The sequence below is a fragment of the Stenotrophomonas maltophilia group sp. msm1 genome (assembly GCF_032025805.1).
Classification (GTDB): domain Bacteria; phylum Pseudomonadota; class Gammaproteobacteria; order Xanthomonadales; family Xanthomonadaceae; genus Stenotrophomonas; species Stenotrophomonas hibiscicola.
This window is the reverse complement of record NZ_JAVSKH010000002.1, coordinates 1-17557: the sequence shown is the minus strand read 5'-3', so window position 1 is coordinate 17557 and position 17557 is coordinate 1. Positions and strand designations below refer to the sequence as shown.

General features: G+C 64.8%; 13 protein-coding genes and 2 tRNA genes. All 15 read left to right on the top strand.

Annotated features, from left to right (window positions below; all coding sequences use genetic code 11):
• The first annotated feature begins 72 nt into the window (after positions 1–72).
• The 15 genes from nuoE to infB all read left to right on the top strand — a co-directional run bounded on the left by nuoE (position 73) and on the right by infB (position 17479).
• Positions 73–600, top strand: coding sequence for an NADH-quinone oxidoreductase subunit NuoE (gene nuoE, locus ROV95_RS07705; protein ID WP_014647867.1), 528 nt, complete (start codon positions 73–75; stop codon positions 598–600).
• A 4-nt stretch (positions 601–604) separates the two neighbouring features.
• Positions 605–1945, top strand: coding sequence for an NADH-quinone oxidoreductase subunit NuoF (nuoF, locus tag ROV95_RS07700; RefSeq protein ID WP_005417934.1), 1341 nt, complete (start codon positions 605–607; stop codon positions 1943–1945).
• Entirely contained in the window at positions 1942–4176 is a 2235-nt protein-coding gene (gene nuoG / locus ROV95_RS07695) for an NADH-quinone oxidoreductase subunit NuoG (protein ID WP_134729864.1), read from the top strand. Before nuoF ends, nuoG begins: the two co-directional genes overlap by 4 nt.
• A complete protein-coding gene (gene nuoH, locus ROV95_RS07690) occupies positions 4173–5267 on the top strand; it encodes an NADH-quinone oxidoreductase subunit NuoH (RefSeq protein WP_021202065.1) in 1095 nt (364 codons plus the stop codon). The genes nuoG and nuoH overlap by 4 nt, the downstream gene beginning before the upstream one ends.
• A gap of 4 nt (positions 5268–5271) precedes the next feature.
• Positions 5272–5760, top strand: coding sequence for an NADH-quinone oxidoreductase subunit NuoI (nuoI, locus tag ROV95_RS07685; protein ID WP_005410456.1), 489 nt, complete (start codon positions 5272–5274; stop codon positions 5758–5760).
• A 9-nt stretch (positions 5761–5769) separates the two neighbouring features.
• A complete protein-coding gene (locus tag ROV95_RS07680; protein ID WP_019660582.1) occupies positions 5770–6426 on the top strand; it encodes an NADH-quinone oxidoreductase subunit J in 657 nt (218 codons plus the stop codon).
• Positions 6423–6728, top strand: a complete 306-nt coding sequence (gene nuoK / locus ROV95_RS07675; RefSeq protein ID WP_005417921.1) for an NADH-quinone oxidoreductase subunit NuoK — start codon at positions 6423–6425, stop codon at positions 6726–6728. The genes ROV95_RS07680 and nuoK overlap by 4 nt, the downstream gene beginning before the upstream one ends.
• Before the next feature lie 7 nt (positions 6729–6735).
• Positions 6736–8901 (top strand): NADH-quinone oxidoreductase subunit L, encoded by a 2166-nt coding sequence (nuoL, locus tag ROV95_RS07670; protein WP_312543861.1) that lies wholly within the window; start codon positions 6736–6738, stop codon positions 8899–8901.
• Between the two features lie 23 nt (positions 8902–8924).
• A complete protein-coding gene (locus ROV95_RS07665; RefSeq protein ID WP_019660580.1) occupies positions 8925–10433 on the top strand; it encodes an NADH-quinone oxidoreductase subunit M in 1509 nt (502 codons plus the stop codon).
• Positions 10434–10448: 15 nt separating this feature from the next.
• Positions 10449–11909 carry an NADH-quinone oxidoreductase subunit NuoN gene (nuoN, locus tag ROV95_RS07660; protein ID WP_312543858.1) on the top strand — a complete coding sequence of 487 codons (1461 nt, stop codon included), beginning with the start codon at positions 10449–10451 and terminating at the stop codon, positions 11907–11909.
• Positions 11910–12036: 127 nt separating this feature from the next.
• Positions 12037–12113: transfer RNA gene (locus ROV95_RS07655), tRNA-Met, on the top strand.
• 82 nt (positions 12114–12195) lie between these two features.
• A tRNA-Met gene (locus ROV95_RS07650) sits at positions 12196–12272 on the top strand.
• Between the two features lie 365 nt (positions 12273–12637).
• On the top strand, positions 12638–13228 hold the full coding sequence (gene rimP, locus ROV95_RS07645; RefSeq protein WP_019660578.1) for a ribosome maturation factor RimP: 591 nt from the start codon (positions 12638–12640) through the stop codon (positions 13226–13228).
• A gap of 4 nt (positions 13229–13232) precedes the next feature.
• A complete protein-coding gene (gene nusA, locus ROV95_RS07640) occupies positions 13233–14744 on the top strand; it encodes a transcription termination factor NusA (protein WP_019660577.1) in 1512 nt (503 codons plus the stop codon).
• 92 nt (positions 14745–14836) lie between these two features.
• Positions 14837–17479, top strand: a complete 2643-nt coding sequence (infB, locus tag ROV95_RS07635; protein ID WP_019660576.1) for a translation initiation factor IF-2 — start codon at positions 14837–14839, stop codon at positions 17477–17479.
• Positions 17480–17557: the final 78 nt, after the last annotated feature.

Sequence of the window (17557 nt, the reverse complement as noted above, 5' to 3'; positions counted from 1 at the left end):
TGCAGGCAGCCGGCGCAAGCCGGCGCCGCAGTTTCTGGAATTTCACGTTATGCATTTCGCTGAGGTCGGCCGATGAAGGCGACAGGTAATTTCGAGGCGGCGCGCGACGTCGACCCGATGGTGGTGCTGAGCGACAAGACCCGCGCTCACATCGATCACTGGCTGTCCAAGTTCCCGCCGGATCGCAAGCGCTCTGCCGTGCTGCAGGGCCTGCATGCGGCCCAGGAGCAGAACCAGGGCTGGCTGACCGACGAGCTGATCGCCGCCGTGGCCAAGTACCTGGACCTGCCGCCGGTCTGGGCCTACGAGGTCGCCAGCTTCTACTCGATGTTCGAGACCGAGAAGGTGGGCCGCAACAACGTGGCCATCTGCACCAACATCAGCTGCTGGCTCAATGGCGCCGAAGACATCGTGCGCCACTGCGAGAAGAAACTGGGCATCAAGCACGGTGAATCGACCCCGGATGGCCGCGTCTACCTCAAGCGCGAGGAAGAGTGCCTGGCCGGCTGCGGCGGCGCACCGATGATGGTCATCAACGGTCACTACCATGAGCGTCTGACCCTGGAAAAGGTCGACGAGCTGCTGGACGGGCTGGAGTAAGGGCATGGCACATCACCACGAATCCAAGGGTCCGGTCGGCCCCGCGCCGCTGCCGCACCAGGTGGTCTACACCACCCTGCATTACGACACCCCGTGGTCGTACGAAAGCTACCTGAAGACCGGTGGTTACGCCGCCCTGCGCAAGATCCTCGAAGAGAAGATCCCGCCGGAGCAGGTCATCGAGATGGTCAAGGCCTCGGGCCTGCGCGGCCGCGGTGGCGCAGGCTTCCCGACCGGCCTGAAGTGGTCCTTCATGCCCAAGGGCAACATGCAGAAGTACATCCTCTGCAACTCGGACGAATCCGAGCCGGGCACCTGCAAGGACCGCGACATCCTGCGCTACAACCCGCACTCGGTGGTGGAGGGCATGGCGATCGCCTGCTACGCCACTGGTTCGACCGTGGGCTACAACTACCTGCGCGGTGAATTCCACCACGAGCCGTTCGAGCACTTCGAGCAGGCCCTGGCCGACGCCTATGCGAACGGCTGGCTGGGCAAGAATATCCTCGGCAGCGGCGTGGACATCGACATCTACGGTGCGCTGGGCGCCGGCGCCTACATCTGCGGTGAAGAAACCGCGCTGATGGAATCGCTGGAAGGCAAGAAGGGCCAGCCGCGCTACAAGCCGCCGTTCCCGGCAAACTTCGGCCTCTACGGCAAGCCGTCGACGATCAACAACACCGAAACCTACGGTTCGGTGCCGGCGATCATCCGCAACGGCCCGGAGTGGTTCAAGGGCCTGAGCCTGACCGCCAACGGCGGCCCGAAGTGCTTCTCGGTGTCCGGCTGCGTGCAGAACGGCGGCAACTTTGAAGTACCGCTGGGCACCACCTTCGACGACCTGCTGGAAATGGCCGGTGGCCTGCGTCCGGGCCGCAAGCTCAAGGGCGCGATTCCGGGCGGCGTGTCGATGCCGGTGCTGACCGCGGCCGAGCTGAAGGGCCTGCCGATGGACTACGACACCATCCGTGCGCTGGGCTCCGGCCTGGGTTCGGGGGCCATCGTGGTGCTCGACGACAGCGTCTGCTGCGTCAAGTTCGCCTGCCGCATCAGCCAGTTCTTCCACAAGGAATCGTGCGGCCAGTGCACGCCGTGCCGTGAAGGTACCGGCTGGATGCACCGCGTGCTGGAGCGCATCGTCGCCGGCAAGGCCACGATGGAAGACCTGCACCAGCTGAAGGCGGTGGCCGGCCAGATCGAAGGCCACACCATCTGTGCGTTCGGTGAAGCGGCTGCATGGCCCATCCAGGGCTTCCTGCGCCAGTTCTGGGACGAATTCGAGTACTACATCGTCAACGGTCATTCGATGGTTGACGGCAAGAAGGTGGAGGCAGCCGCCGCATGAGCGCGCAACCCGTAAACCCGAACGTGCCACCAGACCACGTGACCATCGAGATCGATGGCAAGTCGCTGGTCGTGCCCAAGGGTTCGATGATCATCCAGGCGGCCGACAAGGCCGGCATTCCGATTCCGCGTTTCTGCTACCACGAGAAGCTGCCGATCGCCGCCAACTGCCGCATGTGCCTGGTGGACGTGGAGAAGTCGCCGAAGCCGGCGCCGGCCTGCGCTACCCCGGTGATGGACGGCATGAAGGTCGCCACCCGCAGTGAGAAGGCACTGAAGTTCCAGCGCTCGGTGATGGAGTTCCTGCTCATCAACCATCCGCTGGACTGCCCGATCTGCGATCAGGGCGGCGAGTGCGAGCTGCAGGACGTATCGCTGGGCTATGGCCGTTCGGTCAGCCGTTTCAACGAGCGCAAGCGCGTGGTGCCGGACGAGGACATGGGGCCGCTGGTGGCCACCGAGATGACCCGTTGCATCCAGTGCACCCGCTGCGTCCGCTTCACCGCCGACGTTGCCGGTACCTACGAACTGGGTGGCATGTACCGCGGTGAGAACCTGCAGATCGGCACCTTCGACGGCAAGCCGCTGACCACCGAGCTGTCGGGCAACGTCGTCGACGTCTGCCCGGTCGGCGCGCTGACCAACAAGGTGTTCCAGTTCCGCGCCCGCCCGTGGGAGCTGACCGCGCGCGAGTCGCTGGGCTACCACGACGCGATGGGTTCGAACCTGTTCCTGCACGTGCGTCGCGGCGAAGTGCTGCGCACCGTGCCGCGCGACAACGAAGCGGTGAACGAGTGCTGGCTGTCCGACCGCGACCGCTACTCGCACCAGGGCCTGTACAGCGAAGACCGCGCGGTCAAGCCGCTGCGCAAGGTCAATGGCGAGTGGAAGGAAGTGAGCTGGGCCGAAGGCCTGGCCGCAGCCGCCGAGATCCTCAAGGCGAACCAGGGCGACAACCTGGGCGTGCTGGTGCATCCGTCGACCTCGAACGAGGAGGGTGCGCTGCTGGCCCGCCTGGCCAAGGGCCTGGGCTCGGGCAACATCGACCACCGCATCAACAACCGCGATTTCTCCGACGCCGCAACCGCCGAAGTGTTCGGCCTGCCGCTGGCCGAGATCGAAGGCGCCGACCGCATCGTCGTCCTGGGCAGCAACATCCGCCACGAACTGCCGCTGCTGCACGCCCGCCTGCGCAAGGCGCAGACCACCAAGGGCGCGAAGATCCACGTCATCAATCCGGTGGACTTCGACTTTGCCTTCAGCATTGCCGGCAAGCAGATCGTCGCACCGTCCAAGTTCGTCGATGCGCTGGCCAGCAGCGAGCTGCGTTCGGCAGTGCAGGGCGGCAACAACACCGTGCTGATCGTCGGTGGCATCGCCGAGAATCACCCGCAGGCTGCCGCGATCCGCGCCGCGGCGCGTGACTTCGCCGCAGCGACCGGTGCCAAGCTGTGCCGCATCCCGCAGGGCGCCAACGCCGTGGGCCTGACCCGCGCCGGCGTGCTGCCGGCCGGCAAGGACGTCGCCGCGATGCTGGCGCAGCCGCGCCAGGCCTACGTGGTGTACGGGCTGGAGCCGGGCCTGGACTTCGCCGATGCACCGGCCGCGCGCAAGGCGCTGGTGGGTGCCCAGGTGGTGGCGTTCAGCCACTTCGCCTGCGCCTCGACCCGCGACGTTGCAGACGTGATCCTGCCGATCGGTGCGCTGCCGGAAATCGATGCCACCCTTACCAACCTCGACGGTCGCGAGCAGTCGGCCCGTGCCGGCGGCAAGCTGCCGGGCGAGGCCCGTGAAGGCTGGCGCGTGCTGCGCGCCCTGGGCGGCGACATGGCGCTGGCCGGTTTCGACTTCACCGACCTGGCCGGACTGCGTGCCAGCCTGGCCCCTGTGTCGGTCAGTATTGCCGCTTCGGCACAGCCGGCGGTTGCCGGTGAAGGCCTGGAAGTGGCTTCGACCGCCGCGATCTACCGCACCGATGCGGTGGTCCGTCGCGCGCCGGCGCTGCAGTCGCATCCGCTCAGCAACGCCCCGCGCATCGTGCTGAACGCTGAAGATGCCGCTCGCCTGCAGCTGCAGGAAGGGCAGATGGCCAAGGTCGGCACCGATGCCGGCAAGGCCACCCTGCCGGTGGTGGTCGACGCCCGCGTCGCAGCGGGTTCGGTCTGGATTGAATCGGGCCACGGCGCGACCGCGCCGCTGGGTGCCGCTCGCGTATCGGTGGTGGCTGCATGAACGAATTGCTGTTGAACGCGGTCGACCCGCTGCACCAGTGGCTGCTGGGCCTCGGTGACATCGGCGCGCTGATCTGGATCATCCTGAAGATCCTGGTGATCGCCGTTCCGGTGATCATCTCGGTGGCCTTCTACGTGGTCTGGGAACGCAAGCTGATCGGCTGGATGCACGTCCGCCACGGCCCGATGTATGTGGGCATGGGCATCTTCCAGGCCTTCGCCGACGTCTTCAAGCTGCTGTTCAAGGAAGTGGTCCAGCCGAGCAGCGCCAACAAGGCGATCTACCTGCTGGCCCCGCTGATCACCCTGGCCCCGGCCTTCGCGGCCTGGTCGGTGGTCCCCTTCGATTCGCAGATCGTGCTGTCCAACGCCAACGCCGGCCTGCTGTACCTGCTGGCGATGACCTCGCTGGGCATCTACGGCATCATCCTGGCCGGCTGGGCGTCCAACTCGAAGTACGCGTTCCTGGGTGCGATGCGCGCCTCGGCACAGATGATCAGCTACGAAATCGCCATGGGCTTTGCCCTGGTCGGCGTGATGATCGCCTCGGGCAGCCTGAACCTGAGCAACATCGTGATGGCGCAGGCCGGCAGTTCCGGCTTCTTCGACTGGTTCCTGCTGCCTTTGTTCCCGCTGTTCGTCATCTACTGGGTGTCGGGCGTGGCTGAAACCAACCGCGCGCCGTTCGACGTGGTGGAAGGCGAATCGGAAATCGTCGCCGGCCACATGGTCGAGTACTCCGGCGGCGCGTTCGCCCTGTTCTTCCTGGCCGAATACGCGAACATGATCCTGATCAGCTTCCTGATCTCGATCTTCTTCCTCGGCGGCTGGCTGAGCCCGGTCCAGGGCTGGGTCGATTTCGGCAATGTCTCGCCGCTGGTCGACTGGATCTGGAAGGGCGGTGCACCGTGGTTGTTCGTCAAGGTGTTCTTCTTCGCCAGTGCCTACATCTGGTTCCGTGCCAGCTTCCCGCGCTTCCGCTACGACCAGATCATGCGCCTGGGCTGGAAGGTCTTCATCCCGCTGGCCATTCTGTGGATCGCGGTTACCGCCGTCATGGTGTTCTTCGGCGTGATTCAAAAGGGCGTCTAAAGTGATGAACAGGATTACCCATTACTTCAAGAGCCTGCTGCTGCTCGAACTGCTGGCGGGCCTCTGGCTGACGCTGAAGTACAGCTTCAAGCCGAAGTACACGATGATGTACCCGATGGAGAAGTTCCCGCAGTCGCCGCGCTTCCGTGGCCTGCACGCGCTGCGCCGTTACCCCAACGGCGAAGAGCGCTGCATTGCCTGCAAGCTGTGCGAAGCGGTGTGCCCGGCGCTGGCCATCACCATCGACTCGGCCAAGCGCGAGGACGGAACCCGCCGCACCACGCGCTACGACATCGACCTGTTCAAGTGCATCTTCTGCGGCTTCTGCGAGGAAAGCTGCCCGGTGGACTCGATCGTCGAAACCCACATCCTCGAGTACCACTTCGAGAATCGTGGCGAAAACATCGTTACCAAGCCGCAGCTGCTGGCCCTGGGCGACCGTCTCGAAAACGAGATCGCCGAGCGTCGTGCCGCCGATGCCGCTTACCGCTGAGGTCGAGAGATGGATTGGGTAAATATCGCTTTCTGGGTGTTCGCCATCGCGGCAACGGTTTCGGCCGGTGCGGTGATCAGCGTGCGCAACCCGGTTCACGCCGTGCTCTGCCTGGTGCTGACCTTCTTCTCCATTGCCTGCGTGTGGCTGCTGGTGGGCGCCGAGTTCCTCGGTGTGGCGCTGGTGCTGGTCTACGTCGGCGCGGTGATGGTGCTGTTCCTGTTCGTGGTGATGATGCTGGACATCGACCCCACCAAGCTGCGTGAGGGCTGGGTGCGCTACCTGCCGGTCGGCCTCATCGTCGCCGTCGCGATGCTGGTGCAGATGCTGATCCTGATCGGCGTCAAGGCGCGTTCGGCCACGCCGTTCCCGGCCGACAACGCCGCTGCGGTCGCCGCCGACACGTCCAACATCACCTGGCTGGCGCGCACGTTGTTCACCGAGTACCTGCTTCCGTTCGAGTTCGCCGCCGTCATCCTGACCGTGGCCGTGGTTGCTGCCGTGATGCTGACCCTGCGTCGCCGCACCGGCGTCAAGAGCCAGAACCCGGGTGAGCAGACCATGGTCAAGGCCGGCCAGCGTCTGCGCATGGTCAAGATGGGTGCCGAGGCCCCGGTCGTGCACAGCAACAGCAAGCCGGCCACCGGCGAGGAGACCCAGCCGTGATTACCCTTGGCCACATCCTTGCGCTTGGCGCGGTGCTGTTCGCCATCAGCCTGGCCGGCATCTTCCTCAACCGGAAGAACGTCATCGTCCTGCTGATGTCGATCGAACTGATGCTGCTGTCGGTGAACATCAACTTCGTCGGCTTCTCGCGCCAGCTGGGCGATCCGTCCGGCCAGCTGTTCGTGTTCTTCATCCTGACCGTCGCCGCCGCGGAAGCCGCCATCGGCCTGGCGATCCTGGTGACCCTGTTCCGTACCCGCCGCACGATCAATGTCGGCGAAGTCGATTCGTTGAAGGGCTGATCCACAGATGGAAATCACTCTCTCCAAGAGTCTGTTGATCGCAGTGGTGCTCGCACCGCTGTTCGGCAGCATCATCGCCGGCCTGTTCGGTCGCCAGGTCAAGCGCTTCGGCGCGCAGACCATCACCATCCTCGGCGTCGCGGTGGCCTGCGGCCTGTCGATGTACACGTTCTACCAGTTGATGTGGGGCGGCGCGCAGCCGTTCAACCAGAACATCTACACGTTCTTTGAAGTCGGCCAGTATTCGGCGCACGTCGGCTTCATGGTCGACAAGCTGACCGCGATGATGATGGTAGTGGTGACCTTCGTGTCGCTGCTGGTCCACATCTACACGATCGGCTACATGCAGGACGACCCGGGCTACCAGCGGTTCTTCAGCTACATCTCGCTGTTCACCTTCTCGATGCTCACCCTGGTGATGAGCAACAATTTCCTGCAGCTGTTCTTCGGCTGGGAAGCGGTGGGCCTGGTGTCGTACCTGCTGATCGGCTTCTGGTTCAAGCGCCCGACCGCGATCTTCGCCAACATGAAGGCGTTCCTGGTCAACCGCGTCGGTGACTTCGGCTTCCTGCTGGGCATCGCCGGCGTGCTGTGGGTGTTCGGCACCCTGGACTACTCGCAGGTGTTCTCGCAGGCCGGCATGCTGGCTGACCCGCGCGCCCAGCTGCAGATCTGGGACGGCACCATCCTGGGCATGCAGCTGCTGAACGAGCCGGTGATCTGGTCGATCGCCACCGTCATCTGCATCTGCCTGTTCATTGGTGCCATGGGCAAGTCGGCCCAGGTCCCGCTGCATGTGTGGCTGCCGGACTCGATGGAAGGCCCGACCCCGATCTCGGCACTGATCCACGCCGCGACGATGGTGACCGCCGGTATCTTCATGGTCACCCGCATGTCGCCGCTGTTCGAGCTGTCGCAGACCGCGCTGAACTTCGTGCTGTTCATCGGTGCCACCACCGCGTTCTTCACCGGCCTGATCGGTATCGTGCAGAACGACATCAAGCGCGTCGTCGCGTACTCCACGCTGTCGCAGCTGGGCTACATGACGGTTGCACTGGGCGTGTCGGCCTACTCGGCAGCCGTGTTCCACCTGATGACCCACGCCTTCTTCAAGGCGCTGCTGTTCCTGGGTGCCGGCTCGGTCATCATTGCCATGCACCACGAGCAGGACATGCGCAAGATGGGTGGCCTGCGCAAGTACATGCCGATCACCTTCATCACCATGTGGATCGGTACGCTGGCACTGGTGGGTACGCCGTTCTTCTCCGGCTTCTACTCGAAGGACACCATCATCGAGGCCGCCGAGCTGCACGCGCACCTGTCCGACAACTGGGTGGCCACCTACGGCTACTGGGCAGTGCTGGGTGGCGTGATCGTCACCAGCTTCTACAGCTTCCGCCTGCTGTTCCTGACCTTCCACGGCAAGGAGCGTTTCCGCGACGTGCATCATGACGATCATGGTCACGGCCATGACGCTCACCACGCCGCCGACGCCCACCACGGCGATGCGCATCACGACGACCACGGCCATGGCCATGGTCCTCATGAGCCGCACGAAACCCCGTGGGTGGTGACCCTGCCGCTGATCCTGCTGGCCATCCCTTCGATCGCCATCGGCTTCTTCAGCATCGGTCCGATGCTGTATGGCACCGACTGGGCCGGCCACCACGCGCACGACGCCATCAAGGGACAGGCGCATACGTTCTTCACCGGCATCGTCGACTTCTACGATCCGGCCAAGAACACCATCGGCTTCCTGGGCGAGGAGTTCCATGGCCCGGTCGCGTTCGCGCTGCACGGCATGATGGCGCCGGCGTTCGTGCTGACCGTTGCGGGCTTCCTGCTGGCCGCACTGTTCTACCTGTGGAAGCCGGACCTGTCGGGCAAGGCCCGCAAGACCTTCGCTCCGCTGGTTTCGGTGCTGGAAAACAAGTACGGCTTCGACAAGCTGTGGATCGATGGCTTTGCCGGTGGCAGCGTCAAGCTGGGCAAGGTCTCGCGCTGGATCGACAGCAACATCGTCGACGGCGTGGTCAATCTCTCGGCACGTGTTGTGGACGTCGCAGCCGGCGTGCTGCGTCGTACCCAATCCGGTTTCCTCTATCACTACGCCTTCGCGATGATCATCGGCCTGATTGCCCTGCTGGGCGTGCTGATGCATTACCTGCGTTGATGACCTGTACGGAATAAGAAGACGTGTCGAACTGGCCTCTACTCAGTGTCCTCATCTGGCTGCCGATCATCGGTGGTGCCCTGATTCTTGCGATCCGTGATGCACAGACCGCCCGCTGGGCGTCGCTGGGCGTAGCGGTGCTGACGTTCGTGGCGAGCCTCTCGCTGCTGAGCGGCTACAACGCGGGCGTCGACGGTCTGCAGTTCGTCGAGACCCACGCCTGGATCCCGGCGTACAAGATCGGCTACAACCTGGGCGTGGACGGCATTGCCGTGGCGCTGATCCTGCTGACCACCCTGGTCAGCGTGCTTGCCCTGATCGGCGCCTGGAGCGCCATCGACAAGCGCGTGAACCAGTACGTGGCGGCCTTCCTTATCCTGGAAGGCGTCACCGTGGGCATCTTTGCTGCGACGGACGCGATGCTGTTCTACGTGTTCTTCGAAGCGATGCTGATCCCGATGTTCCTGATCATCGGTGTCTGGGGCGGCCCGCGCCGCATCTACGCCGCGCTGAAGTTCTTCCTGTACACCTTCCTCGGCTCCGTGCTGATGCTGGTGGCGCTGATCTACCTGTACATGAAGGGCGGAAGCTTCCAGCTGGCCGACCTGTACGCACTGCCGCTGTCGGCCAAGGAACAGACCTGGATCTTCTTCGCCTTCCTGATCGCCTTCGCGGTCAAGGTGCCGATGTTCCCGGTCCACACCTGGCTGCCGGATGCCCACGTGGAAGCGCCGACCGCCGGCTCGGTGATCCTGGCCGCGATCGCCCTGAAGATCGGTGGCTACGGCTTCCTGCGCTTCAACCTGCCGATCGTTCCGGACGCGTCGCAGGAATGGGCCTGGCTGGTGATCGCGTTGTCGCTGATCGCAGTGATCTATGTCGGCCTGGTCGCCCTGGTGCAGGACGACATGAAGAAGCTGATCGCCTACTCGTCGATCGCGCACATGGGCTTTGTCACCCTCGGCACCTTCATCGCCCTGTGGCTGGTGCGTGAAGCCGGCAACGCCGATGCCGCCCGCCTGGGCCTGCAGGGCGCCATGGTGCAGATGATCTCGCACGGCTTCGTGTCCGGCGCCATGTTCTCCTGCGTCGGCGTGCTGTACGACCGCATGCACAGCCGCCGCATCGCCGATTACGGCGGCGTGGTCAACGTGATGCCGTGGTTCGCCACCTTCGCCATGCTGTTCTTCATGGCCAATGCTGGCCTGCCGGGTACCAGCGGTTTCGTCGGCGAGTTCATGGTCATCCTCTCGGCCTTCCAGCGTAATCCGTGGATCGCCCTGGGCGCGGCCACCACCCTGATCATCGGCGCCGCCTACACCCTGTGGCTGTACAAGCGCATCTTCTTCGGCGAAGTGGCCAACAGCCATGTGGCCGAACTGAAGGACATCAACGGCCGCGAATGGCTGGTGCTGGGCGTGTTCGCCATCGGCGTGCTGGCCCTGGGCATCTACCCCAAGCCGCTGACCGACCTGATGGAGCCCTCGATCGCGAAGCTGGCGATGCAGATCGCATCCAGCAAGCTGCTGTAATTCCAGGATTTGATGATGACCACCTCGCCGCTGCTGCCATTGACCGCCGCTGACCTGCCACCGCTCGCTCCCGAGCTGGTGCTGATCGGCAGCGCCTTCGCCCTGATGATCCTCGACCTGTTCGTCAGCAACCGGAACAAGATCGTCACCCACCTGTTCGCGCTCGCTGCGCTGGCCGTGGTGCTGTTCATGCTGGCCACCGGCGTGGGCGGGCAGGGCGAGGTCTTCCATGGCATGTTCGTGCGCGATACCGCCGCGGACGTGATGAAGACCGGGATCGTGCTGCTCAGCGGCCTGACCCTGATCTACGGCTGGCGCTACCTGCGTGACCGCAACCTGTTCCAGGGCGAGATCCCGGTGCTGATCCTGTTCGGTACCGCCGGCATGATGATCCTGGTCTCGGCCGGCAGCCTGCTGATGGTCTACCTGGGCCTGGAGCTGCTGGCGCTGTGCTCCTACGCCCTGGTCGCCAGCAACCGTGAAAACGGCCTGGCCTCGGAAGCGGCGATGAAGTACATCGTGCTGGGCTCGCTGGCCTCGGGCCTGCTGCTGTACGGCATGTCGCTGATCTACGGCGCCACCGGCAGCCTGCACCTGGACGTCATCCGCGATGCCATCCCGCACTCGGAAGAGCGCGTGCTGCTGATCACCGGTGCGGTGTTCATGATCGCCGGCGTCGCCTTCAAGCTGGGCGCCGCGCCGTTCCACATGTGGCTGCCGGACGTCTACCAGGGTGCCCCGGCACCGATCGCGCTGTTCATCAGCTCGGCGCCGAAGCTGGCGGCCTTCGGCATGGCCTACCGCCTGCTGGAAATGGGCGTGGGGCCGCTGTCGACCGAGCTGCAGCTGCTCATTGCCGGCCTGGCCGCAGTCTCGCTGGTCATCGGCAACCTGATGGCCATCGCGCAGAGCAACCTCAAGCGAATGCTGGCGTTCTCCACCGTCTCGCACATCGGCTTCCTGCTGATGGGCATCGCCGGTGGCGGCGCGGAGGGCTATGCCGCCGCGCTGTTCTACGCACTGGCCTACGCCATCATGTCGACCGCTGCCTTCGGTGCGATCATCGCCCTGTCGCGCGCCGGTTTCGAAGCCGAGAACATCGAGGACTTCAAGGGGCTCAACGCCCGCAATCCGTGGATGGCCGGCCTGGTGCTGTGCATCATGGCGTCGCTGGCCGGCATCCCGCCGTTCCTGGGGTTCTGGACCAAGCTGGCGGTGCTGGGCGCGGCCGTCAACGGCGGCCTGCTGTGGCTGGCCATCCTTGGCGTGCTGTGCGCCGTGGTGGGCTGCTTCTACTACCTGCGCGTCATCAAGGTCATGTACTTCGATGAGCCGGTGGGCGAGGCCATGCCGCGCAGCAACGACCGCGTGCTGGGCCTGGTGCTGGGCGTGAACGCGCTGGCACTGCTGGCGCTGGGCCTTGCCTGGAACCCGATCATGGTCTGGTGCCAGCAGGCATTTGCGCATCTTGCATAAAAATTGACACAAAGCTGCGCGATTCGTGTAATATGCGCAGCCTGAGTTGTCACTGCAGCGGTTCAGCCAGAACATCGTTGCGGTAGCCGTCATCGAAAGAGCGCGGCAGCAGTTCAAACACTTCCGGTGCGGGGTGGAGCAGTCTGGCAGCTCGTCGGGCTCATAACCCGAAGGTCGCAGGTTCAAATCCTGCCCCCGCTACCAACGTCGGATCGGCGCCAACCGATTTGATGAATGAGGGAATGCTTGCATGTTTCGAAGCAATCGCTCATAATTCCGCTTCTGATGCGGGGTGGAGCAGTCTGGCAGCTCGTCGGGCTCATAACCCGAAGGTCGCAGGTTCAAATCCTGCCCCCGCTACCAAGTAAAGAGATCGCCTTCGAAGTCCTCCTTCGAAGGCGTTTTTCTTTGGGCTGGCCCGTTTCTGTAGAGTCGAGCCATTCCCGAACTGCCGGTTCGGAAAAGGGGCTGCCCCCAGGCCCGCACCTTGCACCAGCGCGGTGCAGCCGCTATCATCAGCGGCCTAGCAGTACCCCTGAAGGCGGCCTCCCAGCGGGAGTCCGGATCCGGAAGGAGGGCCGCGACCGGCAGGCAATGCAGGTTGCAACCGGAATCCAGTCACCGGAGTCTTTCCGGAAAAGGGGCCCAGCGGGCCCTTTGTCGTTTCCGGGGCGTCATGTTTTCACGCTGGCCAAGGCCGGCACCCAACCAAGAGATCAAGGCAGGCTGTGAGCGACAAGGCAACCGACATCGCGAATCTGCTCGCCCCGACCGTTGTGTCGCTGGGCCTGGAGCTGCTGGGCGTTGAGTATCTGCCGGCCCCCGGCGGTGCGACCCTGCGCCTTTACATCGACGTGCCACTGGCTGAACAGCCCGAGCGCATCATCAATGTCGACGACTGTGAGCGGGTCAGCCGCGAAGTGTCGGCGCAGCTGGACGTCGAAGACCCGATCAGCGGCAATTACACGCTGGAAGTGTCCTCGCCGGGCGTGGATCGCCCGTTGTTCAACCTGGAGCAGTTCGCTCGCCACCAGGGTGAATCGGCCAAGGTCACGCTGAAGCTGCCGCAGGACAACCGTCGTCGCCTGCAGGGGCGTATCGAGGCGACCGACGAGGCTGCGGGCACCATCACCTTCATCGTCGACAAGGCCGAAGTGGTGGTGTCGGCCGACAACATCGACAAGGCACGGATCATGCCCGACTGGGTGGCGCTGGGGCTGGCCCCGAGCAAGCCGACCGGTCCGGCACCGAAGCGTCCGAAGCCGAACACGAATTCTTCTTCCAACGAGCCGGCGGCAAAGAAGCCGCGCGCGGAGTGAGCCAATGAGCAAGGAACTGTTGCTGGTAGTCGACGCAGTCGCCAACGAGAAGGGCGTGCCGCGTGAAGTGATCTTCGATGCCATCGAGGCCGCTCTGGCCTCGGCAGCGAAGAAGCGCTATCCCGACGAGGAAGTGCTGACCCGCGTGGTCATCGACCACAAGGATGGCAGCTACGAAACCTTCCGCCGCTGGGAAGTGGTGGCCGATGATGTGGTCATGGAGTCGCCCGACCGCCAGATCCGCCTGATGGATGCCGTCGACGAAGCCGAAGGCGTCGAGGTCGGCGACTACATCGAAGAACAGATCGAGAACCCGGACTTCGGCCGCATTGCTGCCCAGGCCGCCAAGCAGGTCATCGTCCAGCGCGTGCGCGAAGCCGAGCGCCAGCAGGTCGTGGACGCGTGGAAGGATCGTGTCGGTGAGTTGATCACCGGCGTGGTCAAGCGCGCCGAGCGTGGCAACATCTATGTCGACCTCGGTGGCAACGCCGAAGGCTTCATTCCGAAGGACAAGGGCATCCCGCGCGACGTGCTGCGCGCCGGTGACCGCGTGCGCGGCTACCTGGCCGAGGTCCGTTCGGAACCGCGTGGTCCGCAGCTGTTCATCAGCCGCGCCGCCCCGGAATTCATGATCGAGCTGTTCAAGCTGGAAGTGCCGGAAGTCGGCCAGGGCCTGGTGGAAATCAAGGCCTGTGCGCGCGATCCGGGCGATCGCGCCAAGATCGCCGTGCTGGCCCACGACCAGCGCACCGATCCGATCGGTGCCTGCATCGGCATGCGCGGTTCGCGCGTGCAGGCCGTGTCCAACGAGCTCAACGGCGAGCGCGTGGACATCGTGCTGTGGAACGACAATCCGGCCAACTTCGTCATCAATGCGATGGCGCCGGCCGAAGTCCAGTCGATCATCGTCGATGAAGACAAGCACTCGATGGACCTGGCCGTTGCCGAAGACCGTCTCGCCCAGGCGATCGGCAAGGGCGGCCAGAACGTGCGCCTGGCCAGCCGCCTGACCGGCTGGCAGCTCAACGTGATGACCCAGGACCAGGTCACCGCCAAGTCGGAGGCCGAGCAGGCCGCCGCACGCCAGCTGTTCATGGACAAGCTGGAAGTGGACGAAGAGATCGCCGGCATCCTGGTCAGCGAAGGCTTCGGCACCGTCGAGGAAATCGCATATGTCCCGGTCGGCGAACTGCTGGCCGTGGAAGGTTTCGACGAAGACATCGTCGAAGAGCTGCGCGCTCGTGCCCGCGATGCGCTGCTCAATGAGGCCCTGGCAGTCGAGGAAGGCCTTGAAGACGGCCAGCCGGCGCAGGACCTGCTGTCCCTGAAGGGCATGGACGAAGCCACCGCGTATGCGCTGGCCGGCCACGGCGTGCGTACCAGCGAGGACCTGTCCGACCTGGCCGCCGACGAGGTCATGGACTTCGGCATTGAAGGGCTGGACCAGGAGCGCGCTGCGGCGCTGATCCTGGCCGCGCGTGCCGAGGAGATCGCCCGACTGGAACGCGGCGAATGAGCCGGCAATGAACAGGGCCCTGAGCCGCTCAGGGCGTAGAATCCGCGCCACCTCCAGATGCGGGGGGGCGCCCACAAGATCATAGGATCCGAATGTCGCAGCAAACCACCATCCGCAAGCTTGCCGAACTGGTCAACACGCCGGTCGAAAAACTGCTGGAACAGCTGGCCGGTGCCGGCATGAAGTTCAGCGGTCCCGACCAGGTCGTGACCAGTACCGAGAAGGTGAAGCTCCTGGGCTTCCTTCGTCGTTCGCACGGCAAGCCCGAGCAGGCCCCGGAAGAGACGGATCAGTCTGCAAAGAAGATCACGCTCAATCGCCGGAAACAGCAGGAAGTGACGGTCAGTTCCGGTCGCAGCAAGACGACCGTGAATGTCGAGGTGCGCCAGAAGCGTACCTACGTCAAGGATGGTGCTCGCGCCATGACGCCGGACGAAGAGCGCGCCGACATCCTGCGCAAGCTGGAAGAGTCGCGTGCGCGCAACCTCGCCGAACAGCAGGCGCTGGCCGAAAAGGATCGTCTGCGCGACGAAGCCATCGTCCGTGCCCGCGAGGAAGAGGCCGCCGCCAAGGAACGCGCCGAGGCCGAGAAGAAGGCCGCCGAGGAAGCTGCGGCTGCCGCCAAGGCGGCCGAGACGCTGGCTGCCAGCAAGCCCAAGCGTGCTCCGATCGACGAAACCGCGCCGCGCCCGCCGCGCGCCCCGGCGACAGCCCCGGCTGCGCCGCGCAGTGCGCCGCCGCCGCGCAACGACGACCGCAACAACCGCAGCGCGCCGCGCAACGAGCGTGGCCCGGGTGATCGTTTCGCCGGCCAGATGCACCTGTCCGCGGCCGATCGTGCGCGTCGTGGCAACAGCAACAACAGCAACACCCGTGGTCGTCCGGGCGGCCGCAACCAGGCCGGTGGCCGTCGCGACATGTCGCGTGGTGGCAACAACGCCGGCCCGCACGCGTTCGAACGTCCGACCGCACCGGTGGTGCGTGAAGTGGCGATCGGCGACACCATTACCGTGGCCGACCTGGCGCAGAAGCTTGCGCTGAAGGGTGGCGAGGTGGTGAAGGCGCTGTTCAAGATGGGCGTGATGGCCACCATCACCCAGTCCATCGACCATGACACCGCCGCGCTGGTGACCGAAGAACTCGGCCACAAGGCGATCCGTGCCAACGACAACGACGCCGAAGACGCGCTGCTGGCCTCGGCCGGTGAAAACCAGGGCGAAGCCACCCAGCGTCCGCCGGTGGTCACCATCATGGGCCACGTCGACCACGGCAAGACCTCGCTGCTGGATTACATCCGCCGCACCAAGGTTGCCACCGGCGAAGCCGGCGGCATCACCCAGCACATCGGTGCCTACCACGTGGATACGCCCAAGGGCGTGATCAGCTTCCTGGATACCCCGGGCCACGCGGCGTTCACCTCGATGCGTGCGCGCGGCGCCAAGCTGACCGACATCGTGGTGCTGGTCGTTGCTGCCGATGACGGCGTCATGCCGCAGACCAAGGAAGCGATCCAGCACGCCCGTTCGGCGGGTGTGCCGCTGATCGTGGCGATCAACAAGATCGACAAGTCCGACGCCGACCCGATGCGGGTCAAGAACGAACTGCTGTCCGAGCAGGTCGTGGCCGAGGACTTCGGTGGTGACACCCAGATGGTGGAGATCTCGGCCAAGACCGGCCTGGGCATCGACGACCTGCTGGACGCCATCTCGATCCAGGCCGAACTGCTGGAACTGAAGGCGGTCGACGAAGGCCGGGCCTCGGGCGTGGTGATCGAATCGTCGCTGGACAAGGGCCGTGGCCCGGTCGCCACCGTGCTGGTGCAGCAGGGTCGCCTGAAGAAGGGCGACTACCTGGTGTGCGGCATCCAGTACGGCCGTGTGCGTGCGCTGTTCGACGAAACCGGCAAGCAGCCGGAGTTCGCCGGCCCGTCCATCCCGGTGCAGGTCCTGGGCCTGTCCGGCGTGCCGGAAGCCGGTGACGACTTCGTGGTCGTCGAGGACGAGCGCCTGGCCAAGGACGTTGCCCAGCAGCGTGAGACCAAGCGCCGTGAATCGCGCCTGGTCGCCACTGCGGGCAGCCGCATGGAAGACATCATGGCGACCCTGGGCAAGGGCGAGGGCCAGCAGGTCCTCAACCTGGTCATCAAGGCCGACGTGCAGGGTTCGGTGCAGGCCCTGAGCCAGGCACTGGTCGCGCTGTCCAACGACGACATCCGCATCAACGTGATCCACTCCGGCGTGGGCGGCATCACCGAGTCGGACGCCAACTCGGCGGCCGCTTCGAAGGCCACCGTCATCGGCTTCAACGTGCGTGCGGATGCTTCGGCCCGTCGCATCATCGAATCCAACGGCGTGGACCTGCGTTACTTCTCGATCATCTATGACGTGATCGATCAGGTGAAGCAGGTGGCCTCCGGCCTGCTGGGCGTGGAGATCCGCGAAGAGATCATCGGTATCGCCGAGGTCCGCGACGTCTTCCGCAGCTCCAAGCTGGGCGCTGTTGCCGGCTCGATGGTCATCGAGGGCGTGGTCAAGCGCAACAAGCCGATCCGCGTGCTGCGCGACAGCGTGGTGATCTTCGAGGGCGAGCTGGAATCGCTGCGTCGCTTCAAGGAGAACGTCGAGGAAGTCCGCAACGGTACCGAATGCGGTATCGCGGTGAAGGCCTACAACGACGTCAAGCCGGGTGACCAGATCGAGTGCTTCGAGCGTATCGAAGTGCCGCGCACCCTGTAATGCTGCAAGGCGGCCCGACCAACGGTCGGGCCCTACCGTGATGTAGAACCCGACCAACGGTCGGGTACCATGGTAGGA